This window comes from Mesorhizobium sp. CNPSo 4670 (assembly GCF_057784235.1).
Window position 1 is genome coordinate 533319 of record NZ_JBWJFQ010000001.1, and the last position, 23156, is coordinate 556474.

19 protein-coding genes are annotated in these 23156 nt (G+C 59.3%); 10 read left to right on the top strand and 9 right to left on the bottom strand.

All coding sequences use genetic code 11. From position 1 onward, the window contains the following. Nucleotides 1-32: 32 nt before the first annotated feature. The 3 genes from AC0ZT5_RS02415 (at nucleotide 33) to AC0ZT5_RS02425 (ending at nucleotide 5697) form a co-directional block, all read left to right on the top strand. A complete protein-coding gene (locus AC0ZT5_RS02415; RefSeq protein WP_488495108.1) occupies nucleotides 33-2006 on the top strand; it encodes a rhamnan synthesis F family protein in 1974 nt (657 codons plus the stop codon). 430 nt (nucleotides 2007-2436) lie between these two features. Next, nucleotides 2437-3534 (top strand): acyltransferase family protein, encoded by a 1098-nt coding sequence (locus AC0ZT5_RS02420; protein WP_488495109.1) that lies wholly within the window; start codon nucleotides 2437-2439, stop codon nucleotides 3532-3534. A gap of 321 nt (nucleotides 3535-3855) precedes the next feature. Next, the gene (locus tag AC0ZT5_RS02425) at nucleotides 3856-5697 is read left to right on the top strand and encodes a rhamnan synthesis F family protein (protein ID WP_488495110.1); all 1842 of its coding nucleotides are present in this window, start codon (nucleotides 3856-3858) and stop codon (nucleotides 5695-5697) included. Nucleotides 5698-5828: 131 nt separating this feature from the next. Here AC0ZT5_RS02425 and AC0ZT5_RS02430 read toward each other — a convergent pair whose 3' ends face one another. Beyond that, entirely contained in the window at nucleotides 5829-6401 is a 573-nt protein-coding gene (locus AC0ZT5_RS02430; RefSeq protein WP_488495111.1) for an ABC transporter ATP-binding protein, read from the bottom strand. A gap of 134 nt (nucleotides 6402-6535) precedes the next feature. Next, nucleotides 6536-7327 (bottom strand): ABC transporter permease, encoded by a 792-nt coding sequence (locus AC0ZT5_RS02435; RefSeq protein WP_488495112.1) that lies wholly within the window; start codon nucleotides 7325-7327, stop codon nucleotides 6536-6538. A gap of 340 nt (nucleotides 7328-7667) precedes the next feature. Between AC0ZT5_RS02435 and AC0ZT5_RS02440 the strand changes: the two genes are divergently transcribed. From AC0ZT5_RS02440 to AC0ZT5_RS02450, 3 genes are all read left to right on the top strand, one after another. Continuing rightward, nucleotides 7668-9659, top strand: a complete 1992-nt coding sequence (locus AC0ZT5_RS02440) for an SDR family NAD(P)-dependent oxidoreductase (protein WP_488495113.1) — start codon at nucleotides 7668-7670, stop codon at nucleotides 9657-9659. A 179-nt stretch (nucleotides 9660-9838) separates the two neighbouring features. Further along, a complete protein-coding gene (locus AC0ZT5_RS02445) occupies nucleotides 9839-10771 on the top strand; it encodes a glycosyltransferase family 2 protein (RefSeq protein WP_488495114.1) in 933 nt (310 codons plus the stop codon). A 121-nt stretch (nucleotides 10772-10892) separates the two neighbouring features. Beyond that, nucleotides 10893-11432, top strand: a complete 540-nt coding sequence (locus AC0ZT5_RS02450) for a sugar transferase (RefSeq protein WP_488495115.1) — start codon at nucleotides 10893-10895, stop codon at nucleotides 11430-11432. Nucleotides 11433-11481: 49 nt separating this feature from the next. Here the strand turns inward: AC0ZT5_RS02450 and AC0ZT5_RS02455 are convergent, their stop codons facing one another. The 3 genes from AC0ZT5_RS02455 to AC0ZT5_RS02465 all read right to left on the bottom strand — a co-directional run bounded on the left by AC0ZT5_RS02455 (nucleotide 11482) and on the right by AC0ZT5_RS02465 (nucleotide 14094). Continuing rightward, entirely contained in the window at nucleotides 11482-12429 is a 948-nt protein-coding gene (locus AC0ZT5_RS02455) for an NAD-dependent epimerase/dehydratase family protein (RefSeq protein WP_488495116.1), read from the bottom strand. After that, a complete protein-coding gene (locus AC0ZT5_RS02460) occupies nucleotides 12426-13751 on the bottom strand; it encodes an O-antigen ligase family protein (protein WP_488495117.1) in 1326 nt (441 codons plus the stop codon). The genes AC0ZT5_RS02455 and AC0ZT5_RS02460 overlap by 4 nt, the downstream gene beginning before the upstream one ends. Before the next feature lie 199 nt (nucleotides 13752-13950). Continuing rightward, nucleotides 13951-14094 (bottom strand): hypothetical protein, encoded by a 144-nt coding sequence (locus AC0ZT5_RS02465; protein ID WP_488495118.1) that lies wholly within the window; start codon nucleotides 14092-14094, stop codon nucleotides 13951-13953. A gap of 138 nt (nucleotides 14095-14232) precedes the next feature. On the opposite strand from AC0ZT5_RS02465, the gene cysD reads away from it, so the two are divergent. The 3 genes from cysD to cysQ are packed head-to-tail and all read left to right on the top strand — an operon-like array spanning nucleotide 14233 to nucleotide 17901. After that, nucleotides 14233-15138 carry a sulfate adenylyltransferase subunit CysD gene (gene cysD, locus AC0ZT5_RS02470; protein ID WP_488495119.1) on the top strand — a complete coding sequence of 302 codons (906 nt, stop codon included), beginning with the start codon at nucleotides 14233-14235 and terminating at the stop codon, nucleotides 15136-15138. Between the two features lie 2 nt (nucleotides 15139-15140). Then, on the top strand, nucleotides 15141-17078 hold the full coding sequence (gene cysN / locus AC0ZT5_RS02475; RefSeq protein WP_457151336.1) for a sulfate adenylyltransferase subunit CysN: 1938 nt from the start codon (nucleotides 15141-15143) through the stop codon (nucleotides 17076-17078). Nucleotides 17079-17088: 10 nt separating this feature from the next. Continuing rightward, nucleotides 17089-17901 carry a 3'(2'),5'-bisphosphate nucleotidase CysQ gene (gene cysQ, locus AC0ZT5_RS02480; RefSeq protein ID WP_488495120.1) on the top strand — a complete coding sequence of 271 codons (813 nt, stop codon included), beginning with the start codon at nucleotides 17089-17091 and terminating at the stop codon, nucleotides 17899-17901. A gap of 14 nt (nucleotides 17902-17915) precedes the next feature. On the opposite strand, the gene AC0ZT5_RS02485 is transcribed toward cysQ, so the two are convergent. The 4 genes from AC0ZT5_RS02485 to AC0ZT5_RS02500 all read right to left on the bottom strand — a co-directional run bounded on the left by AC0ZT5_RS02485 (nucleotide 17916) and on the right by AC0ZT5_RS02500 (nucleotide 21907). Beyond that, nucleotides 17916-19058, bottom strand: a complete 1143-nt coding sequence (locus AC0ZT5_RS02485; protein ID WP_488495121.1) for a DegT/DnrJ/EryC1/StrS family aminotransferase — start codon at nucleotides 19056-19058, stop codon at nucleotides 17916-17918. Nucleotides 19059-19314: 256 nt separating this feature from the next. Continuing rightward, nucleotides 19315-20238, bottom strand: coding sequence for a carbohydrate kinase family protein (locus tag AC0ZT5_RS02490; protein ID WP_488495122.1), 924 nt, complete (start codon nucleotides 20236-20238; stop codon nucleotides 19315-19317). Beyond that, entirely contained in the window at nucleotides 20235-20681 is a 447-nt protein-coding gene (locus AC0ZT5_RS02495; RefSeq protein WP_477283544.1) for an RbsD/FucU family protein, read from the bottom strand. The genes AC0ZT5_RS02490 and AC0ZT5_RS02495 overlap by 4 nt, the downstream gene beginning before the upstream one ends. Beyond that, entirely contained in the window at nucleotides 20681-21907 is a 1227-nt protein-coding gene (locus AC0ZT5_RS02500) for an ROK family transcriptional regulator (RefSeq protein WP_488495123.1), read from the bottom strand. Before AC0ZT5_RS02500 ends, AC0ZT5_RS02495 begins: the two co-directional genes overlap by 1 nt. A gap of 210 nt (nucleotides 21908-22117) precedes the next feature. On the opposite strand from AC0ZT5_RS02500, the gene AC0ZT5_RS02505 reads away from it, so the two are divergent. Beyond that, nucleotides 22118-23134, top strand: coding sequence for a substrate-binding domain-containing protein (locus AC0ZT5_RS02505; RefSeq protein ID WP_457151332.1), 1017 nt, complete (start codon nucleotides 22118-22120; stop codon nucleotides 23132-23134). The last annotated feature ends 22 nt before the right edge of the window (nucleotides 23135-23156 follow it).

Below are 23156 nucleotides of genomic sequence, written 5' to 3' on the forward strand. Positions count from 1 at the left end.
TGGAAAATCTGGATTTCTCGAGGGGACGACGAATGAGCTCTGTATTGCGTCGTGTTGCTGTGTTTTCTCTGTATAATGAGCGCGGCATCGCGGACGACTATGTCATATTTTTACTGACAAAGCTGAGAGAATTGGTTGAAAGAATTGTCGTTGTTTCCAACGGCAATCTTTCAAAACATTCCGAAGTTGCGGTGGCAAAAGTATGTGATCAGCTCCTGATTCGTAAGAACGAGGGATTTGATGTCGGTGGATACAAGGCCGGAATCGAAGCCATCGGCTTTGATGAGCTTTCCAAGTATGACGAACTTATCCTGCTGAACGATACTTGCTACGGACCTCTTTTCCCCTTTTCAGAAATGTTCTCGGAAATGGAAGGGCGGAATAGCGATTTCTGGGGCGCTTCTGCCCATCGAGAAATGACGCCAAACCCATTTACCGGGACAGGCCATCTACCCCGTCATCTCACGGCAAACTTCATTGCAATTCGCAACGAGATGCTGAAGTCGCGCGCCTTCAAAAGATATTGGGAGAACCTGCCGGAGATAAAGACCTACACCGATGCTGTTCTGCTTCATGAGTCGCAGTTTACCAAGCATTTTACAGACCTTGGCTATTCCGCAGAAGCATATGTTGATCCGGATCAGTATGGCTCGCACTATCCGGCGTTCATTAACGTCGACGAAACAATCATCAACCGCTTCCCCCTGCTAAAGCGGCGAACGTTTTTTCACGATCCGACTTTTCTGGAGCACAATGCCGTCGATCTGCCGCGCGCTTTGCGGATACTTAAAGAGACGTCCGACTACGACGTTAATTTGATTTGGCGCAATGTTCTGCGCGTTTCGGAATTGAGGAACCTCAACAGCAACGCGGCGCTGATGAGCGTCCTGCCGGATAAGCGGATCAAGGATGACGACGCTGCTGCCGACTACGGCAAGGTGGCCGTCTGCGCGCATATTTACTACACCGAGTTGCTCGACGAGTTGCTGGCGCTGACCGAGAACATTCCGGTTCCCTATGACTTCATAGCCACCACGAATACGTCGGAAAAGAAGGCCGAGATCGAAGCCGCCTTGGCAAAGCGCCCTGGCGTGAAGAAGGCCATCGTCCGCGTTGTCGAACAGAACCGCGGTCGTGACATGTCGTCGCTTTTCATTTCGTTCCGAGATCTGTTCATCGACGATCGCTACGACCTCGTCTGTCGTTTGCATACAAAAAAATCGCCTCAAGTTCAGTCGTCAAGAGGCAATCTGTTCAAGCGGCACATGCTCGACAATCTGCTGAATACCCGGGGTTACGTGCAGAATGTTTTGGACATGTTTCACGACAATCCTTCAGTCGGCGTCGCCATTCCGCCGATCTTTCATATCTCGTACCCGACCATGGGGCACTCGTGGTTTGTCAACAAGCCGAGGGCCGAGGAAACGGCGCGCCTGTTGAACATCGACGTCAAGTTCGATGACACCACTCCGGTGGCAGCCTATGGCACCATGTTCTGGTTCCGGCCGCGCGCGCTGCGCAAAATGTTCGAACACAGATGGAAATGGGAAGAGTTCAATGCCGAGCCCGATCATATTGACGGAGGCTTGGCTCACGTGCTGGAGCGGCTGATCTCCTACTCTGCCCAGGATGCCGGATTTACCACGCAGCACATTATGTGCGCGCATCAGGTGGCGCACAACTACTCCATGCTGGAGTTCAAGATGCAAAGGCTTGTCGGCATGCTGCCACTCCACGACTTCCCGTGGCATGCTCATCTGTTGTCTGAGTGGAAGAACGCCGGGTATCCCTTGGGGGCGTCAACGATGCAGATTCCAATGACGCCAGCGACGCAGACGGCGCTGATGTCAGGGCCGCAGACGTCAGTGAAACACGCTCTGGCTAGACTCAATTTCGCCATCAAGAGCTCTCTGAAGTTCAGATCGCCTATCTTGTTCAGAATACTCAGACCGATCTATCGCGGCATAAGGGCGATCCTGAAGCCAATTCTCGGCGTACTTCTGTAGCGGAAAAGGGTGGCGCTTTTCCTGCAGCCTACATTGATGCGCACGCTAGGCAATTCACCGCCCCGATGTTCCGATCCGGAATAGAGGAACTTGCCAATCTCGACCTCATTGGGCTGGACATGCAGCAAGTCAATGCCACGCCGCACATTTTGAATTTCGCGCAGTCTTAGAGCGACGGCCGGGGCCGAAAGCTGATCGGATGTACCGCCGGAACAGATTTGACCGCTGCCAATGGTATGCTGTCCGCCGATAGTCATAGTCCTCCTAGTGTCGACGGTGGCGCCGGCCTTGACGTAGCGCCTTTGCCGATGCCCTCGCAAAGCCGACAGGTTGCGTAGCCGCCTTGTTCCAAGTAGGGGTGCTGCTAAAATCTCCGTGAGGTCCTAAATTGGCAGGCAGGTACAACGCAGCTCCAAATCGGGTGCCCTTCTTGGACGCCTTGCGTGGGCTGGCAGCCATTTGGGTCGTCGTTGTGCACGTAGCGATGCTCCCATCTCCGCGTCTTCAAGTTGCACCGTTTCTCGATCTGTTTGTCGTAAACGGCACCATGGGAGTGGAGCTGTTTTTCGTGGTGAGTGCGTTTTCACTCTGCCTCAGTATGCCGGTTCATGATCGGGAAGTTCGCCCGATTCTGGGGTTCGCGCTTCGCCGGTTTTTCAGGATTGCTCCTCTATTTTACTTGATTATCCTGGTCATGTGCATTCACAATTTCAGCGGCGTAAAGATCGATGGCAAATCGATCCTATTGAATATGACATTTCTGTTTAATCTGGTTCCAGGTTACCAGACGTCCATTGTTCCGGCTGGTTGGACGGTTGGAGTGGAGATGGTATTTTACATGATATTCCCCTTGTTGTATCGATTTTCTAAAGGTGTAATTCTGTCGGTTTCTGTATTTTTTGTTTCTATATGCATAGCGACCCTTTTCTTTATGAATGTAAATTTATTTGTTGCTGATCCATTCAATTACTACCTATATTCAATTCTTTATCGGGCCCCGATTTTTACGTTCGGCCTTATCGCTTTCTATTTGTTGCCGATATTGGAAAAGCGTCCGGAAAGGAAGCAGATAGGGTTGGCTCTTCTGACGTTTGTGCCTGTGATGTTTTTTGCAGTCACCGCAAATAAGGTCGCGATATTCGACAAGTATTATTGGGAAGGGGTGATGTTTGGTGCGTTGGTAGTCGGGCTCGGCCTTTTCCCCGTTGCTGTGATCGTCAATCCTGTTTCGGCATGGCTGGGGAGAATCAGTTACTCCGTCTATCTGCTTCACAGCATTTTTATCGTCGTGCTCATTCCGACCATGAGGTCGATCCAGGGGATGGTCGAGAGTCCAACGATTGCTTTCATACTCAGTCTGACGATGACTTTGGCCTTGGTGATCCCGTCTGCCTTCCTGCTCAATTATTTCGTTGAGGATCCAGTCAACAAATGGGGCAAGCGCTTTTCGTCTCGGGTCGCCGGCCGCAAAAACGTCGGCGCGCTTGCAACGGGGGAGCCGGTTCTCGCTGAGTCTTCAAGGGTGTAGGCCGCTTGTTCATTCCAAAGGCTTCTTTGGCGGTAACTCTGGTCACCTTCGGCAAGGCCACTGTGAGGGATTTGGCAAGCCGCATGTCGGCGCCGAACAGGATCGCGTTCCTTTGGCCTTTTTTATCGGCATCGAATGGTCTAATGCGTGCACCTGATGTCCTCTGCAGGATAGCGCCCATATCACGGACTTCGACGAGACGACCCGGAGACATCATCTCACGATGACGCCTGGGTGGCAGGATGCGGCCAACGCCTCTTTCGATCCGGTATCGGGGCGCTCCAATTTCAAGTGCTATATGCACCAAAGAGAGATACGTCGATGAGGCGTCTGGCTATCGCATTTTACTACGACCAACACGGCAAGATAGATGAGTATTATTTTCACCTGATTGCATCGATCAAACCTTTTGTTGAGAAGGTTTTGGTGGTTTGCAACGGTCCGGTGGACGAAGAGGCCGAATCTCGCCTTTCCGAGGCCGCCGACAGCTTCCTGATCAGGGAGAACAAAGGGTTCGATGTCTGGGCCTATCGCACTGCACTCGAGCATATCGGGTGGGACGAACTTTCGCACTTCGACGAGATCTTGCTTTTCAACCACACCTTCTACGGGCCGATTTTCCCCTTCTCGGAAATGTTCTCGGAGATGGACCAACGTCAGTGTGATTTCTGGGGGATCTCCGCTCACGGGGCGATGAGGCCCAATCCGATCGACGTCAGAAAAGCGGAGCTGCCCTTCCATCTCAACTCCCATTTCATCGCGGTACGGCGGTCCTTGCATCAGTCAAAGGCGTTTCGGGATTATTGGACCCAGATGGGGGCCATAAACTCCTACATGGATTCAATCGCGAAGCATGAGACGGTGTTCACAGGGCATTTCCAGGCCCTGGGCTACACCTGTTCGGTTTTGCTCGATCCCGCACGATACAAGACGTCATATCCAGTTCTGATGGAGCCGGACAAAACGCTGGAGGATCGCAGCCCGATCCTGAAGAAGCGGCTGTTTTTTCATGACACGCTGTTCCTAGAGCGCGAGGCCATCAACCTGCCGCGCGCGCTGGAGATCGTAGAGAACCAATCAGATTATGATCTGTCGCTGGTGTGGAGGAGCGTCGGCCGCCTCGGCCCGCCTCGTACGCTAAATGGCAACGCCGCGTTGCTCTCCGTCCTGCCTGATGTACAGGTCGGTCCGCAAAGGAATTGGGACGATTATCGGATAGCGGTTCTCGCGCACGTATATCACGTCGACATGATCGACGAGATTCTAGGCTACAGCGAAAACGTGCCGAAGGGCTACGACCTGATCATCACGACCGACAATGCAAACAAGCAGGCATTGATCCAGCAAGCAATCGCAAAGGCGCCGAACGTCGGAAATGCCGTCGTTTTGGTTGTCGAGAACGACGGCAGGGATACCTCCGCTCTCCTCATCGGGTGCCGCGATTACGTGCTCGAGGACCGTTACGACCTGATCTGCCGGATACATTCCAAGCAATCTTCCCAAGACGGCGCAAAGGGGGAACTGTTCAAGCTTCACACCCTTGAAAACCTTCTTCATACGCCTGGGTATGTCTCGAATTTGCTCGAGCTTTTTGCCAACAACCCTGCGCTTGGTCTTGTCATGCCGCCAATGATTCATATCGGGTACCCGACCATTGGAAACTCATGGTTTGGCAACAAGGACAACGTCCAAAAGATAGCCAAACGGCTGGATCTGATCGTGCATCTGGATGCCAATTCGCCAGTGGCGCCTTACGGTGGGATGTACTGGTTTCGTCCTGCCGCTCTAAGGAAGCTTTTCGAACATAAGTGGGCCTGGGACGACTTCGCCAATATGGATTATCGGGATGGGAGTTTGGTCCATGCCGTAGAGCGGATCATTGCCTATGTCGCGATCGACGCCGGATACACCTTCCGGCACGTGGTGACCGCGAGGAATGCCGCTCACAACTACGTCATGTTGGAAGCCAAATTGCAGGCATTGTTAGCGGACGGAGCGCCGGCGGAATTCGGAAACTTGGGAGTGGCAAGGTCCTTTCGTGGCCTCCTCTTCTCGATCAAGAGATCGATCGTGACCACATCGCCAACAGCGTTCAGGATCCTCAGGCCGATCTACCGCGGTCTGCGCAGGATAATCACGCTTGGTCGTGGCGCGACAAGCTAAGCTCACCCCCCTTCGCTCGGGGAAGGCTCCAGGCGACCTGAATGAACGGCGTTTAAGGCGAATTCGCTCAGGCGTCCCATCTGAGGTTTCGGCACCCAAGGATAGGAGGCCCTATCAATCGCGAGGCGCTTTTAAATCAGCGACTCTACCCGGCCAGCTCGAAGCGTCATTTTCTTCGTGCAAACGCGCTGGATGAGCGACTCGTCGTGGCTGGCCAGCACGATGATGCCGGCCTTCTCCGCCAATTCGTCCATGCGTCGTTTGGCTTTTTCCTGGAATGACGCGTCGCCGGCGCCAATCCATTCATCCATCAGCAGAATTTCAGGTTCAAGTGCGGTCGCTGCTGCAAATGCCAGCCGTGCCGCCATGCCCTGGCTGTAAGCCTTGAACGGCAGGTCGATGAAATCGCCCAGCTCGCTGAAATCGATGATTTCTTCCATCTTCTCTTCGATTTCGGCCAGCGTCCAACCGCTGATCAGTCCCCTCAGCACGATGTTTCTGCGCCCGGTGGCCTCGGGACGAAACCCTATGCTGATGTTGAACAAGGCATCGACTTTGCCCGCGATCGATATCGTGCCGCCCGATGGCTGGTAGATTCCGTAGAGAACCTTGAGCAGCGTGGTCTTGCCGGCGCCATTCGGGCCGACGAGCCCCAGCCGGTCGCCCGCCTTGAGTTCGAAACTGACATCGTCGAGCGCCTGCACGACCTGCTTGGTGCCCGACTTCGATATGTTGCCACCGAGAGCGCTCCGACGCCGGCCAGGCGCCGAAAGCGTCAACTTTTCGAACAGGCGATATACGAGGCTGACATTGTTCAGTTTGATGGAGGTCATGGAACTCAGATCAGGAAAACGATGCGCTTGCGATAAAGGCCCAGCAGCAGCAACGCAAGGGCCCAGACGCCGAGACAAACGTAGCCTGTCACCGTCAACGCATGCGTTGGAAAGATGCCCGCCGTGATCGGCTCGCGCACGCCCTCCAGGAAGTAGGTGAACGGGTTCCAATGATAGGCATATTTTTGAACGCCCTCTTGCCCGCTGTAGACCCAGAAGACCGGCGTCAGGAACATGCCCACCCGCATCAGGTTCCCGACGATGAACTCACTATCGGGAAAGAAGGCGCCCAAGAACGCAAAGACCGTGACAAGCGCAGGAGTTGCCGCGACGATGAGCAATAGACCCAGCAACGACAGCAGCCAGTTTGTGTTGATCCCGTAACCGGCCAGCAGCAGAATAAGAACGCAACCCGCCAACGAATAACCAGCCCGGATGATGCATTGCATCGTCAATCGCATCACATACACGAACAGCGGCAGCGTCGTGCCTTGAATGAAGCTCGCTTCGCGCTGGAAGAGTGACACGCTCATTGTGATGGTTTCGGTGAGATAGAACCAAACCAGCATGCCGATGGCGACATAGGCTATGTAGCTTGGGTCGCTGGCGTCCTTGGTCACGAAAACGAAAACAAATGTGCCGACGAAAGCAAAATAATTGACCAGCATCCAAAGCGGACCCAGGGTCGTGCGCCTGTGCTGGTCGCCGATGTCCTCATGGGCGAGCGCGACCCAGACCCGGTGCAACCGCACGGCCTTGGAGATATCGTCAAAAGCGCCGTTTAGTGCCGCAATCATCGTTGGGAGTATCGCAATCTGCTTTTTTCCAGCGCTTGGTTTTTCCGGCGCTTCATCGCTTCAAGGCCCGTGACGAACCACCACGGAGCTCTTAATAGCCATTGCGACGTGCTTATGGCAACGCACTGCGTTTTAATGTCGCGAGTTGGGCGTCGGGTCCGATCGCTCGCCCTCGCGCTCTCTTGAAAAAACATCTAGCTATGACTTCGAGCCCGCAGTATGCGATACAACAGGGCAGGGGCCAGGGATAGCACTTTGAAAGAGCGATCGGCCACGAAGCATATTCGTGCTCGCACCTTGGTGATGCTCATGTCCGTGAGCCTGGAGTCTAGTGCAGTCCATGAATTCTTACCTAGAAGCTGTATTCGGACTCAGGCCGGAAATGCGGCGCGCCTTCATCATGGTCCAGGACGTGGTCATGGTCCTGGTCGCCGTGGCGCTCAGCCTTGTGCTTTCGCGGTCGAATCTTTCGTTCGATCCGCTCTCCAACCAGGGTTTGGGAACCTGGGGGGGCATTGTCGTCATCAGCCATCTCCTGTTTAGATATTGTGGTCTCTACAAGACCGTTTGGCGCTTCGCTTCGACGCCCGACTTTTTCAATATCCTGAAGAGCTGCGCGATTTTGACGTTGGCTCTGTACGCCACGTCGATGCTGGCTCGTTCTTTCCAGCCTGTGCAGGGGCTCAACGAGCGTCAGTTCATCGTCTTCTTCCTCGTCTCCTTCACGATCATATCGGCGCCCCGCCTGTTCTACCGCTTCCTGCGTGACGGCGCGAGCTGGGGCATTCTGAGCACCAAGACCGGCAAGACGCAGGCCAAGCAGGCGTTATTCGTTGGCCGACTCGGCGAAGCCGACCTGATCATTCGCTTCACGCGCACGGCGGAGCCGGCGGACTATTCCATCGCCGGGATCATGGCGACCGAGCGCGCCGTACAATTGGGCACGCGGATTCAAGGTGTTCCCGTGGTGGCGACCCGGCCGCGGCTGATCGACGTGCTGGAAGACTATGCGACCGGCACCGAAAGCCTGGACTTGCTGATTTTCGGCAGCGGCGCCGAGCACGAGATCGAGGAGTATTCGGAACTCGTCCGCGTCGCCCGGCATGGCGACATAAGTGTGGTGCAGTTCTCCGGTCTTTCGGAACTGGAACAGCATGGAAAACTGGTTCTCGACGCGGTCGAGATGGAAACGATCCTACGACGCCCGACAGTGCCTTCCGATGTCGAGCGTATCGGGGCCTTTGTTGGCGGCAAGCGCGTTCTGGTGACGGGCGGTGCCGGGTCGATTGGCCGAACGTTGGTCAAACGGTCGTTGGAGCTGGGGGCGGAGGCGGTGCTCGTCGCCGACAACTCCGAGTTCGGCATCTTCCAGTTGAGCCAGTACATTGCCGAGAAGGACCACGACCGTCTCAAGGTCCGCATCGTCGATGTCGCGGATCGGCGCCAGATAACGCGTGTCGTCACGGAATTCAGACCGGACATCGTCTTTCACGCCGCGGCGCTCAAGCACGTTCCGCTGCTCGAGGAAAACTGGGATTCGGCCATCCAGACCAATGTCTTCGGCACGCTTGTCTGTGCCGAAGTCGCCGCCAAATGCGGGGTTGCCCAGTTTGTCCTGATATCGAGCGACAAGGCAGTGGATCCCTCATCGGTGCTTGGCGTGACAAAGCGGGCTGCCGAACAGATCATCAGCGCCTTGCATGGCCCCCCCGCGAGCGAGCCGGGCGCGCGTCGATCGGTCACCAAGTTCGTGGCCGTTCGCTTCGGCAATGTCTTTGGCAGCAACGGTTCGGTGGCGACCATATTCCAGGCGCAGATCGAGGCCGGAGGGCCGGTCACCATCACGGACCGGCGCATGACACGCTATTTCATGACAGTGGCCGAAGCCGTCGATCTCGTCATCATGTCGGCCGCCGATGCCGCATCGCGGCAGAGCGGGGACGATTATGCCGTCTACATGCTCGACATGGGCAAGCCGGTGCCGATCCTTGAAGTGGCCGAAACAATGATCCGCCTGTCCGGAAAGAGCCCCTACACGGAGATCCCGATCCGGTTCACCGGCATAAGGCCGGGCGAGAAACTCCACGAAATTCTGCATGGCGAGGATGAGGAACTCGTCGAACTCGGCATTTCGAAGATCTTTGGCCTGAGCACGGATGTCGTGGAATGGTCGGATGTCCAGGCCGCGCTGACAGCGCTACAGCAGTCGGTGAAGAACCAGGACAAGGATGCTGCGCTGGCCGTGCTGGCAGGCCTTGACCAGGCCAAGAAGGCCAGGGGGAGCATTCATCATCAGGACGTGATCCCGAAAACGGCCCGGCAAGCGACCTAACCCAATCCAGAAAGCGATCTTGATCGTGGATTGGACAAACCCAGAGCAATTCCAGGGAACGTGTGAAACGGTTTTCCGTCCGGAATTGCGTCGAAACAAGAAAACTGAGCGGTTCTGCGTTTGCGTAAAACGATGAACCGCTCTAGCCATTCCAGGCATTTGCAGGGTGTTTGAAGCTCGTGAGCAAAGAAGATCCGCGCATCGCAGTCCTGATGGGCACGAAAGACGGCGCCGCCTTCATCGATGAGCAACTGCAATCCCTGCTCGCGCAGTCGCACCCTCTGATCGACCTGTGGATCTCCGACGATGGCTCCGTCGATGACACGATTGCCATCATCGAGACGTGGAAATCCCGCTGGCCCAAGGGTCGAGTGACCCTGGTGGAGGGGCCGCGGCAAGGCTTCGCTCCCAATTTCCGGTCGATGATCCTTGACCGGCGCATCGACGCGGACTGCTATGCCTTCTGCGACCAGGACGATATCTGGGAGCCCGACAGGCTGGAGAGCGCTGTCAGCTGGATGCGGGCCCATGACGCAAAAACCCCGCTGATGTTTTGCTCGCGAACCGCGACCATGACCGAATCCGGAAGCCTTGTCGGCCATTCGCCGCTGTTTCGCCGGTCGCCATCCTTTCGCAACGCGCTTGTGCAAAGCATCGCCGGCGGCAACACGATCCTGCTCAACGCCGCGGCCCGCGACCTGCTGGCCAGGGCCTCCGCGCGGACCGGGTTCGTCAGCCACGACTGGTGGGCCTATCTCATCGTGACCGCCGCTGGCGGCATCGTCCGCTACGATCCGCGGCCGCTGGTGCGCTACCGGCAGCATGCGGCAAACCTGGTTGGCGCCAACGTGTCGTGGAGGGCGAGGGTTTCCCGGCTTGGCCGTCTGTTCAAGGGCGACTTTGCGGGCTGGACGGATCGCAATCTTGACGGACTTGCCGTCAACCGAGACCTGCTGACCGAGGATGCAGCGGCTTGCGTCGACCTGTTCACAAAAGGGCGGCAGGGCAATCTTTTCCAGCGTTTGGACGGCTTGCGCAAAAGCGGTGTCTATCGGCAGACCCTTGCCGGCACCCTGGGGCTCTATCTCGCATTCATCCTGGGTCGCATCTGAGCATCGATCCGCGGCATGGTGTGCTTGGCCAGGAGATGACCTCATGCTACGTCGACCGTACTAACGGGCTTCGTCTGCGGCGTTGTCTCGGGGCTTTGGCAGGGAGCGCTATCGGCTGTTCATGAAGGCAACCAAACAAATCTTCGATCTTGCCGGCGCGGCTCTGCTGCTGATGGTCACATCGCCTGTTCTGGTGCTCGCCTTCCTTGCCGTTCGGGCATCATCACCCGGTCCGGCCATTTTTTCGCAGACGCGGGTCGGCCGCGACGGCCTGCTTTTTCGCTGTCACAAATTGCGGACGATGTATGTCGGAACGCCGTCATTGCCCACGCACGAGGCGCCTACGAATTCCGTCACCTCGGTTGGCAAGGTCTTGCGGAAGTTCAAACTCGACGAGTTGCCCCAGTTCTGGAACGTTTTGAAGGGCGAAATGAGCTTGGTCGGGCCGCGTCCCTGTCTGCCGACGCAAACGGAATTGATCGAGTGTCGCAGGCGGCTGGGGGTCTTGGCGGCACTTCCGGGCATAACGGGTCTCGCCCAGATCAGGGGCATCGACATGTCGAACCCCGAGCTTTTGGCCAAAACGGATGCCGCCTATCTCAGCACGGCATCGTTCTGGCTCGACCTTCGGATCCTGTTTGGGACGCTCTTTCGAAGTTGAGCAGGCCATGATCCCAAAAACCGGAGGCCGGTTTTGGAAGAGATCTTGGTCAAGCAAGAAGTCGTCGTTCACGAAGCCGCGCCAGGTCGCTCAGCCGCTCCAGCGTACCGGTTTCCGGTGCCCAGCCCTGCGATATCAGCAGCGAAGGGTCGCATATCTGCGTCGCGGTCATGCTGTCCCAAAACGCCCGCTTGCCCAGCACGGCCGCGGCCGGCCGCATCAGGCCGGCCGGCACCGTGATCAGGCGCGTCGGCCGTCCGAAACCCCTGCGAAAAGCGGTGATGACGGCCGCGATCGCAACCGGTGGCACATCGGCGCCAATATAGGTCGGACGAAGTGAGCCCGAATGGCTCAGCAGGTGCGACACCGCTCGCGCCGCGGCTTCGGAGGACATCAGCGAGCGGATTCCCGCCAAGGCGCCTGTCGGCAGCGGCAGCGCCGTATCGGCCAGGCGCATCAGCGTCGCCAGGTTTCCCCTCATGCCGCTTCCATAGACCGGAGGCAGGCGCAACACGGCGGCATCGGAACGGCCGAGTGACGCATAGGCGTTGAGAACCTTGATTTCAGCTTCGCGCTTCGAGCGCCCATAGTCGCATTGCGGGGCAGGAAGCGTGTTCTCGTCGATCGTCGCGCTGACGCGAGCGCCGATCACGGCCCGGATCGAGGAGAGGTGGATGAAACGTCCACTAGCCTGCGCGGCCGCTGCCTGCGCCAGCCGCGCGCTCAATTCCACATTGGCCGCCCGATAATCGGCTTCGGTGGCGTCGCCCTGATCATTGTTGAGGCCGGCGCAATGGACGACATGGGTCACATCCCTAGTCAGCGCCAGGAAGGCCGCGGCAGGCGCATCGAAAGCGGGCATCGCCACGGCTTCGCCTCCCGATCCCAGCCTCTCCGGGTGACGGGAGGCGAGGCGAAGCTCGGCCCCGGCGTCGCGAAGGTGCTGCACGACAAGACGTCCGACGAAACCCGTCGCACCTGTCACCAAGACTTTCATTGCCTTGCTCGCGACAGCTCTTGGGTGGCTGGTGGAAGCGCCTGTCCTTCCACCTCTGGTGGAAGTGCTTGCCCTTCCGCCAACGGAGCCTGACGTCCGGAGGCAAGATATGTCCCGCACACCAGGAAGACCATCAGCACCGAGTCCAGAATGTCATGGCCGATCAGGATGCCTGTCATTCCGGCTGTGAGATAGGTGATCACAACGATGACAATCATGGTCGCGCCGAACCGCTCGACCGGATCGCGGCTGTTTTGCAAGACCCGGACGGCATTTCCAGCGGCAAAGACAAAGATCGCCGCCAGCGTCATGGCGCCCAGAATTCCTGCTTGCACCAGGGCGGTGAGGAAGCCGTTGTGGAAATGGTTGAAGCCTGTGTCCATTGCGAACTGGTCATGAAAGCCCTGCTTGATCAGAAGCTGGCTCGCGCCCACACCATGTCCGAACACGGGCATGTCATGGAACGCCTTGAGGCCGATGTCCCAAAGGGCAACACGTATTCCCAATGAGGTGTCGTAGTTGTCGTGGGTCCCAAGCGCATCCCAATCGGAGCGCAGAAAGTCGACGCGCCCGGATATCGCCTGGGAGCCGAAAGCCGCGATGACGACACCGACTGCCGTCAGCAGCAGCAGCACGCGAACGGCATTCCTGCCTCTGAGCCTCTGATGGTTGATCAAAAGCACAGCGATGCCGGCAATCAGCAGCGCCAGCCAGACAATACGCGAACCGGAATAGATGATGGCGATCGTCCCGGCCAGTGCAGCGTAGAAGAGGGGGTTCCGGGCTCGCTCTATGCCTGACAAGGCACCGGCCACGCAGACCGCCACGGCAAGGCAGACGACGGTTGCGAAGACGATCGGATTGCCTGCCCCGCCCTCGGCCCTGACCCCAATCCAATATTGCTGGATGACGGCCATCAGCAGCGCGACAAAACAGGCGGCCATGCTGCTGAGCACGATGGTACGGGCAAGCGTGGCTTTCTGCGTGATGCTCCAGGTCGAATAGGAGATTGGGAAAAACAGGAAGGTAACGAGCGGGATCAGGTGTGGCGCATCTCTGACCAACGCGTTGTTGACGATGGAAGCCATGAGATTGGCGGCGCAATAGGCATAGATCGCGACCGTCAGCCAGATCATGGGCCGGTCGATGTTGAAGCGCCTTTTCCCGGCGGCAATCAGCGCGAGGGAGGCGAGGGCTCCGCCATTGAACACAAAACTGACCAACGATCCCAGAACCGGTGGAAAAAAGAAGCAAAGGATGGAGAAGTAGACATTCACCCGCGAGGCAGTGAATTGCTGTCTTATCGATGAAAACCGGTTCAATGCTCTAGGTCACAATTCTCTGGGAGCGATAGGTGTCGTCGGCGGCAACGGATATCGCCTCGAAATAGCACGTGTTCCATCATGCGTCGTGCTCGTCTTCAGCAGCCGGTATAGCGGCTTGGCCGTTTTTTCGATAGTGCGGCAAGGTGGGATTGCCGCCAGAAATCGATGGCCACCGACGGTGGCCTGGGTGAGGCTCTCACGTTGCAATTGGCATGTTCAGCCAGGCAATATTTTCCCCCGCTTTTCCTAGCGGCTTGCCCTGTGAGCAGGAATTTCCGGGTTTTGCCGCGCCCATGGAAAATTCATTCCCGAACCGTGCGCCGCGGGGCCAGTCCAGCATTGTTCTCTCCGACGGCGATCTGCTAGAACGCCGGCACGAGAGAGATTGTCCAGAAGCAAGGCTTGAACCGGGCGCAAAAAGCCCGATGATTTGAGGCGAGGTCTTCTGTCGGAAGGCACGAAAGAACGCTTACAGTCCATGACCATTGCGCTTACGCATCTTCAACGGCTTGAAGCCGAGTCCATCCATATCTTCCGCGAGGTTGCGGCCGCCTTCGCCAAGCCGGTCATGCTCTATTCCGTTGGCAAGGACTCTTCGGTGCTGATGCATCTGGCGATGAAGGCGTTTTATCCTGCCAAGCCGCCGTTCCCCTTTCTTCACGTCGACACGACGTGGAAATTCCGCGAGATGATCGCCTTTCGCGATCAGATGGCGCAGAAACTCGGTTTCGATCTGCTGGTTCATGTCAACGAAGATGGCGTGCGCGACAACATCAATCCATTCGATCACGGTTCGAACACGCATACCCATGTGATGAAGACCGTGGCGTTGCGCCAGGCGCTCGACAAATACGGTTTCGACGCGGCCTTTGGCGGCGCCCGTCGCGACGAGGAGAAATCGCGCGCCAAGGAACGCATATTCTCCTTCCGCAACGCGCAGCATGTGTGGGACCCGAAGAACCAGCGACCCGAGATGTGGAAGATATTCAACACCCGCATCGCATCGGGCGAATCGATCCGCGTCTTCCCGCTGTCGAATTGGACCGAGCTCGACATCTGGCAGTATATTCTGCAGGAAAACATCCCGATCGTGCCCCTTTATTTCGCCAAGCAACGGCCGGTGGTCGAGCGCGACGGCATGCTGATCCTGCGGGACGACGAGCGCATGAAACTGCGTCCCGGCGAGACGGTGGAGAACCGGCTTGTGCGGTTCCGCACGCTCGGCTGCTATCCGCTGACCGGCGCCATCGAATCGGATTCCGACACGCTGGAAGCCATCGTCGGCGAAATGCTGACCGCGCGCACCTCCGAACGGCAGGGTCGCCTGATCGACCGCGATGAAGCCGGCTCTATGGAAAAGAAGAAGCGCGAGGGGTATTTCTGACCATGCGCCACATCATGGCAAAGAGCCTGGCACCCACCGACGGCGTCCGCGACTACCTGGCGGCGCAGGAGAAGAAGTCGCTGCTGCGTTTCCTGACCTGCGGTTCGGTCGATGACGGCAAGTCGACGCTGATCGGGCGCCTGCTGTCGGACACCAAGCAGATTTTCGAGGACCAGCTGGCCGCGCTCGAACGCGATTCGCGCAAACACGGCACGACCGGCGACGACATCGATTTCGCGCTGCTGGTCGATGGCCTCGAGGCGGAGCGCGAGCAAGGCATCACCATCGACGTCGCCTACCGCTTCTTCGCCACGCCGAAGCGCAAGTTCATCGTTGCCGACACGCCCGGCCACGAACAATACACGCGCAACATGGCGACCGGCGCCTCGACCGCCGACCTGGCGATCGTGCTGATCGATGCCCGGCAAGGGGTATTGCCGCAGACGAGACGGCACTCGATCATCGCCTCGCTGCTCGGCATCCGGCACATCGTCCTGGCGGTCAACAAGATCGATCTCGTCGGGTTCGACCAGGCGGTCTTCGAACGCATCACCGAGGCCTACGGGCAATTCTCGCGCGATCTCGGCTTCCAGACCATCGTGCCGATCCCGATGTCCGCCCGCTACGGCGACAACGTCACCAGCCGTTCGGACAGCATGGCATGGTATTCCGGTCCGACGCTGATCGAGCATCTCGAAACCGTGTCGGTTGAGGAAGCAGTGGTCGAACTGCCGTTCCGTTTCCCGGTCCAGTATGTCAACCGCCCCAATCTCGACTTTCGCGGCTTTGCCGGCACGATCGCATCCGGTTCGGTTGCACCCGGTGACGAGGTCGTCGTCGCCAAGTCCGGCAAATCCTCGCGCGTCAAGCGGATTGTCTCCTATGGCGGCGACCTGGCCCAGGCGGCCGCCGGCCAGGCCATAACGCTGGTTCTGGACGACGAGGTCGAGATCTCGCGCGGCAACATGCTGGTTTCGCCGGCCGCACGGCCGCAGGTCGCCGACCAGTTCGCCGCCAACATCGTCTGGTTCGACGAGCATGCGTTGCTGCCCGGCCGTTCCTACATCCTGCGCACCGAGACCGATCAAACCAGCGCCACCGTCACCGACCTGAAGTACCGGATCAACGTCAACGACTTCGCCCATGAAGCGGCCAAGTCGCTTGACATGAACGAAGTCGGCATTTGCAACATCTCGACACGGACGCCGATCGCCTTCGATACCTTCGCCGAGAACCGCACCACCGGCGCCTTCATCCTGATCGACCGCATCAGCAACGCCACGGTCGGCGCCGGCATGATCCTGCATTCGCTGCGCCGGGCCGAGAACATCCATTGGCAATCGCTCGATGTCGGCAAGCGCGTCCGCGCCGACATGAAGAACCAGCGGCCCGCCGTGTTCTGGTTCACCGGACTGTCGGGCTCCGGCAAGTCGACCATCGCCAACCTCTTCGAAAAGAAGCTGTTCGCCACCGGCCGCCACACCTATATCCTGGACGGCGACAACGTCCGTCACGGTCTCAACCGCGATCTTGGTTTCACCGACGCCGATCGCGTCGAGAACATCCGCCGCGTCGCCGAAGTGGCGCGTTTGATGGCCGATGCCGGATTGATTGTCATTGTCTCGTTCATTTCGCCGTTCAGTGCCGAGCGGCGCATGGCGCGCGAATTGATGGCCGACGGCGAATTCATCGAGGTGTTTGTCGACACGCCGTTCGAGGAATGCGCCAGGCGCGATCCGAAGGGCCTTTATGCCCGCGCGCTGAATGGCGAGATCAAGAACTTCACCGGCGTCGATTCACCCTACGAAGCGCCGGAAAAACCGGAAATCCATCTGCAGACGCTCGGCAAATCGGCCGAACAGATGGTAGACGCCCTGGAACACTGGCTGAACGAGCGCGACATTGCCGAAGACCAATACGACAACGGCGGCGGCATCTGACGACAGGCTGATGCTTGAAATCTTCGAGCGGCTGGCCCTGGCGGCCGGACGCGAGGTCATGCGTGTCTTCCATGCCGGCTGCGCGGTCGACCGCAAGTCCGACGCTTCGCCGGTGACCGAGGCGGACCGTGAGAGCGAGAAGATCATTCTCGCCGGGCTGCGTGCCGCATTTCCCGACATCCCCTGCGTGGCCGAGGAGGAAGCATCCGCCGGCATCGTACCACCGGACCTGGAAGGTGCCTTCTTTCTCATCGACCCGCTCGATGGCACCAAGGAATTCGTCAACCGCCGCACCGATTTCACCGTCAACATCGCGCTTGTCCGCCATGGCGTGCCGGAAGTCGGTGTCGTCTTCGCTCCCTGCAGCGGCCGTTTTTTCTCGGGCCGGCCGGGCAGTGCAGAAGCCATCGAGGTCGACAACGATTACCGGATCACAGCCCGCCGGCCGATCTCGGTGCGGACGGCCGTGGAACCATTGGCCGTCGTCGCCAGCCGCTCCCACAACACGCCGGAAACCGAAGCCTATATTCGCGACCTCGGTGCTGCCGAGATCGTCTCGGTCGGCTCGTCCTTGAAATTCTGTCTTCTCGCCAGCGCCGAAGCGGATGTCTATCCGCGCTTCGGCCGCACCATGGAATGGGACACCGCGGCGGGCGACGCCGTGCTGCGCGCGGCCGGCGGCATGACGCGCACGCTGGACGGCCAGCCCCTGGTCTACGGCAAGCGCAAGCAGAGCGATGACGAGGATTTCGCCAATCCGCATTTCATTGCCAGCGGCAAGGTTGGTGCCAGCGGCAGGGCAGGCGAGGCCACCCGCAGCTGAGGCGGGTCGGCAGCTTACTCGGCTGCGGCCTGCGCCGAATTCGAGCCGATATAGTTGCGGATCGTCTCGATGATCCGGTCCTGGTCGGCTTCGCTGAGATAGGGGTGCATCGGCAGGCACAGGATCCGCTTTGGCAGGTCCTCCGACACGGCAAGGCCGGTCGGCGTGCGCGGGTAGTCGCGATAAGCGACTTGGGCATGCAGCGGCTTCACATAATAGATGACCGATGGAATGCCCTTTTCGCCGAGATGCGCCTTCAGCCCGTCACGCTTGGGCGTCTCGATCGCATACTGTGCCCAGGCCGACCGGCTGCCGTCCAGGTTGCGGGCCGCGGTGACGATGTCGCCAAGCCCTTCGGCGTAGCGATTGGCCACCACCTGGCGGACCACCATCTCGTCTTCGAGGATGGCCAGCTTCTCGATCAGGATCGCCGCCTGGATGGTGTCGAGCCGCGAATTGATGCCGACGCGGACATTGTCGTACTGCGTCTCGCCCTTGCCGTGGAAGGCGAACGACCTGAGCTGTTCGGCCAGCGCATCGTCATTGGTGAACATCGCGCCGCCGTCGCCATAACAGCCAAGCGGCTTTGCCGGGTAGAAGCTGGTCGAGCCGACCGCGCCGAACGAGCCGCACATCTTGCCGTCGCTTGAGCCGCCCATCGACTGGGCGGCATCCTCGATCACCATCAGCCCTTCGCGGTTGGCGATCACCATGATGGCATCGTAATCGGCGGCAAGGCCGAACAGATCGACGGGAATGATCGCCTTAGGCTTCAGCCGGCCTTCCTTCTTGATCATGGCGATGGCTGCCTCGAGGCTGGCAATGTCGATGTTGTAGCTGTGCGGATCGACATCGACGAACACCGGCTCTGCCTTGGCCAACGCCACCACTTCGGCCGTGGCGGCGAAAGTGAAGCTTGGCACGAATACCGCGTCACCCGGGCCTACGCCGGCTGCAAACAGCGGCAACAGCAGCGCATCGGTGCCGTTGGCGCAGGCCACGACATGCTTGGTGCCGACATAGGCGGCGAGCTTGCCTTCGAATTCGGTGACTTGCGGGCCGAGTATATAGCGGCCTTCTTCGACGACTCGGTCGATCGCGGCCTTCAGCCGGTCGCGGATTCGTTCGCGCTGCGCGCCAAGATCGATGAATTGCATGTCGGCCTCAAAACGGGTTAGCCAGATAACCGGCCGCTGGTATCAGAGTTGCGCCGGCCGAGAAAGCCGCGGCAGCAAAACCGCGAATTGCGCAAGTGTCGCAGTCTGTTACCTGTATTTTCCGGCGTGTCTTCGCGAGATGCCGGAAATCCGGCCTTCGTCGGCGCCGATCCTACCTTGATAATCCCTGAGATCGGCCCTGCGAAACATAAAGTGATCGAGAAGCCTGATCTGTCTTGAGCCCATCGCGACCTGGTCAGGCGATCTCATGCCGCCACGGCGGATTGGCGCCGGCCCGCGACACGGTCACGGCCGCCGCCTTGTTGCCAAGCGCCAGTGCCTTGCCGATGGCGTCCTGCGAAAGGCCGGCGATTGCCGTCTTTGTCAGCAGGCCTTGTTCCTGCAGCGAGGCGAGGATGCCGGCATTGAATGTGTCGCCGGCGCCGACCGTGTCGACCACCTTGACCTTCTCCGTCATCACTGTGACGGCGTGTTCCTTGGTGTAGCCGATGGCGCCTTCACTGCCACGCGTGACGACGATCAGCTTCGGGCCGCGGTCGAGCCAGTTGCGGATGACATCCTCGTGCGAGCCGGCTTCGCCGAACCAGTTCAGGTCTTCGTCCGACAGTTTCACGATATCGGCCATCGCCATCATGGCGCGGATGCGCCTGAGATGCTTGGCCTTGTCCGGGATGAAGTTCGGCCGGATGTTGGGGTCGAGCATCATGACGCGGCTTTCATGCTCGCGCCGCATGAACTCCTCATAGGCACTGCCGGCAGGCTCGGAGATCAGGCTGATGGCGCCGAACAGCATGGCCTCGATCTCGTTGCCGAGCTGCGGCAGGTCGTCGATGGTCAGCATGCGGCCGGCGGTGTTTTCGTCATAGAATGTGTAGGTCGCCTGGCCGTTGTCCAGCTTGACGAAAGCCAGCGTCGTTGGCCGTGGTGACGTGTGCGCATAGGTGGAGCTGACCTTGCTCGCCCCAAGCGCGTCTCTGAACTGACCGCCGAACAGATCCGACGACAGGCCGGAAAAGAACCCGGCCGGCGCGCCCAGCCGCCCAAGCGCGATGGCCGTGTTGAAGACGGCGCCGCCGACATAGGGGGCAAAGGCCGGCTCGCCGTTGGTCGTCGTGCGCGGCAGCATGTCGATGAGGGCTTCGCCGCAGCAGAGGATCATGGCTTGCTGGTCTCCGGCGGATAGATCACGCCCTTGCGGATGATGATGTTGGCGTAGAGCCGCGGCTCGCTTGTCGCGACGATGGCATGCGCCGATTTGACCCGTGCATAGAAGTCGGCGCCGGCCAGCGCAACCACCTTGCGGCCGGGCGCGCGTTTTGCGCACAGCGCCTCGATCTCGTGATGCACGGGATCGGCAAGCGAAGGATCACCTTTGACCGAGGCGCGAAACAGCGCCTCCGGCACCGCATCGTCGACCGGCAGCACGCTCAAGATCGCGTCGAGCACAGGCAGGAGATGATGACCATCTGCTCGGATGAGCCGGTTGGCCTGTTCTTCGGCCGGATAATTTCCGTCGACAATCGCGATCTCGTCACCATGGCCCATGGCGCGCAATGTCGCCAGAAGCTCCGGACCAAGCAGCGCCGGGATTCCGATCAGCATCAGGCACTCCTGGAAATCGTCGTCGAACCGATCAGGAAGCGTTCGGAGAGCGGCAGGCTGGCGCCGCCGAGCGCCCGGGCGTGGATGCCGACGGTTCCCTCGCGAACGGCAGGAAGCTTCAGGCCTTCTCCGTCGATCGTGGCGATGGCCGCGATGATGGCGTCGACCAGCCGGCGGCGCACTGCCTTCGGCATCCATCCGTCGATCACCGCTGCTTCGAAATCGATGACCGAGGATGCTGCAACGATGGCATAGGCGAGCGCCCGCGAGGCGGTGGCAATCCAGTCATCGAGTTCGGGGCCGATCTCGCCCCAGTCTTCCGGCGATGTCCACAGATGCGAAGCCTCGACGCCGCGCGCATTGAGCGCCTTTTCGAGCATGGCGATGGACGCCACGTCGATCAACTGGGTCGGCTTGCCATCCGGCCCCGGCACGGGCATCGAGCCGAGTGCTCCGGCATTGCCGGTTGGCCCGCCGAAAAGCCGGCCATTCAGCACAATGCCGCCGCCGGCAAAGGCGCCGATGTAGAAATAAACGAAGTCGCGGGCCGCACCGGTCTGGCCGAAGACGAGTTCAGCGCCGCAGGCCGAAGTCGCATCGTTCTGCAGGTAAACCGGAAAATCGCACTGTGCCTGGATGTCCGCCCTTATGTCGCGATGACGCCATTCGTCCATGGCATCGCGCGGGGCGCCGGCGGTATCGGCCCAGTTCCACAATTCGAACGGCATGGCGATGCCCAGACCGGCGATGCGCTTGTCCTGTGCGAGCGTCAGCTCGCCACGCATCTTCTTCATGCCGGTGGTGACGAACTCCACTGTCTCGCGTGGCGCCGGGTAGCGGTAGGAATGCTGCAGCATCGAACGGACTTGGCCAAGGAAGTCGATTAGCACGAGTTCGGCGCTGCGGCGGCCGATCTTCAAGCCAATGAAGTAGGCGCCGTCGGGGTTGAGCGCCATCGGGATCGAGGGTTGGCCGATCTTGCCGCGCAACGGTGCCTGCCGCAGCAGAAGGCCTTCTTCCTCCAGTTCGCGCATGATGACCGAAACCGTCTGCGCCGAAAGCCCGGTCATGCGGGCGATGTCGGACTTCGCCAGGCTGCCGTGCTGGCGCACCAGCGAGAGCACCAACCGCTCGTTGTGGTCCCGCATGCCGCTCTGGTTGGTGCCACGGTGCAGACGGCTCTCGGCTGCCTCAGGCGAACCGTGCCTCGCAATGCCGGTCTCCACCTTTGTTCCTCCCGTCGTTTCCCCTCACTGCTTTTGGGCCAGAATGGGTGAATGGCGCAAGGCTGTCAATAATAAATAAGAGTGATTTAATTATTGACAGCAATCATCGACTGGTGTCTGTTGCGATAAGGCGTCCATGCTGGGAGAATGTCGTGGATGCCGTGGAGGCCGGTTGGCCGGCACCCGAAAATGCATCACTGGGAGGAAGTCATGGGTAAATGGAATATCATGAAGGCGGCTGTTGCCGGCCTTGCCTTTTACGGCGCGATGGCAGGCGCCTCGTATGCGGCCGATACCGTCGGTCTGATTACCAAGACCGAAACCAATCCGTTCTTTGTGAAAATGCGTGAGGGCGCTCAGGCCAAGGCTAAGGAACTTGGCGTTACCCTGATCGCCGCTGCCGGCAAGTTCGACGGCGACAATGACGGCCAGGTGGCGGCGATCGAGAACCTTATCTCGGCCGGCGCCAAGGGTTTTGCCATCGTGCCGAGCGACTCGAAGGCGATTGTGCCGACCATCAAGAAGGCGCGCGACGCAGGCCTCAAGGTGATTGTGCTCGATACGCCACTCGATCCGATGGACGCTGCGGACGCGACCTTTGCGACCGATAACCGCAAGGCCGGCATGCTGATCGGTCAGTGGGCTGCCAAGACCCTGGGCGACAAGGCAGCGGACGCCAAGATCGTATTTCTCGATCTCGCGACCAACCAGCCGACCGTCGATTTTCTGCGCGATCAGGGCTTCATGCAGGGCTTCGGGATCGACGTGAAGGATCCCAACAAATACGGCGACGAAGACGACAAGCGTATCTGCGATCACGAAATCAGCCAAGGCGACCAGGAGAAGGGCCGCACGGCGATGGAGAACGCGCTGCAGAAGTGCCCGGATGTAAACGTGGTCTACACAATCAACGAGCCCGCCGCGGCCGGTGCGTGGGAAGCGCTCAAGGCAGTAGGCAAGGATGACGGCAGCGTGATGATCGTTTCGATCGACGGTGGTTGCCCTGGCGTGAAGAACGTTCAGGCAGGCGTAATCGGCGCGACCAGCCAGCAGTATCCGCTAAAGATGGCGGCGATGGCGCTAGAGGCGATCGTCTCGGGCAAGATTCCGGATATCGACCCGAAGATGGGCTTCCTCGACACCGGTGCGCAACTCATCACAGCCAAGCCGGTTGAGGGCGTGACGTCGATTTCGGTCGAGGAAGGCCTGAAGCTCTGCTGGGGCTGAGCGCCTTTCAACATCGTTCCAT

Coding starts and splice junctions, on each gene's coding strand:
- AC0ZT5_RS02415 (WP_488495108.1), top strand. CDS start 33: ATGAGCTCTGTATTGCGTCGTGTTGCTGTGTTTTCTCTGTATAATGAG.
- AC0ZT5_RS02425 (WP_488495110.1), top strand. CDS start 3,856: ATGAGGCGTCTGGCTATCGCATTTTACTACGACCAACACGGCAAGATA.
- AC0ZT5_RS02435 (WP_488495112.1), bottom strand. CDS start 7,327: ATGATTGCGGCACTAAACGGCGCTTTTGACGATATCTCCAAGGCCGTG.
- AC0ZT5_RS02440 (WP_488495113.1), top strand. CDS start 7,668: ATGAATTCTTACCTAGAAGCTGTATTCGGACTCAGGCCGGAAATGCGG.
- AC0ZT5_RS02450 (WP_488495115.1), top strand. CDS start 10,893: ATGAAGGCAACCAAACAAATCTTCGATCTTGCCGGCGCGGCTCTGCTG.
- AC0ZT5_RS02455 (WP_488495116.1), bottom strand. CDS start 12,429: ATGAAAGTCTTGGTGACAGGTGCGACGGGTTTCGTCGGACGTCTTGTC.
- AC0ZT5_RS02465 (WP_488495118.1), bottom strand. CDS start 14,094: ATGCTGGACTGGCCCCGCGGCGCACGGTTCGGGAATGAATTTTCCATG.
- cysD (WP_488495119.1), top strand. CDS start 14,233: ATGACCATTGCGCTTACGCATCTTCAACGGCTTGAAGCCGAGTCCATC.
- cysN (WP_457151336.1), top strand. CDS start 15,141: ATGCGCCACATCATGGCAAAGAGCCTGGCACCCACCGACGGCGTCCGC.
- cysQ (WP_488495120.1), top strand. CDS start 17,089: ATGCTTGAAATCTTCGAGCGGCTGGCCCTGGCGGCCGGACGCGAGGTC.
- AC0ZT5_RS02485 (WP_488495121.1), bottom strand. CDS start 19,058: ATGCAATTCATCGATCTTGGCGCGCAGCGCGAACGAATCCGCGACCGG.
- AC0ZT5_RS02490 (WP_488495122.1), bottom strand. CDS start 20,238: ATGATCCTCTGCTGCGGCGAAGCCCTCATCGACATGCTGCCGCGCACG.
- AC0ZT5_RS02495 (WP_477283544.1), bottom strand. CDS start 20,681: ATGCTGATCGGAATCCCGGCGCTGCTTGGTCCGGAGCTTCTGGCGACA.
- AC0ZT5_RS02505 (WP_457151332.1), top strand. CDS start 22,118: ATGGGTAAATGGAATATCATGAAGGCGGCTGTTGCCGGCCTTGCCTTT.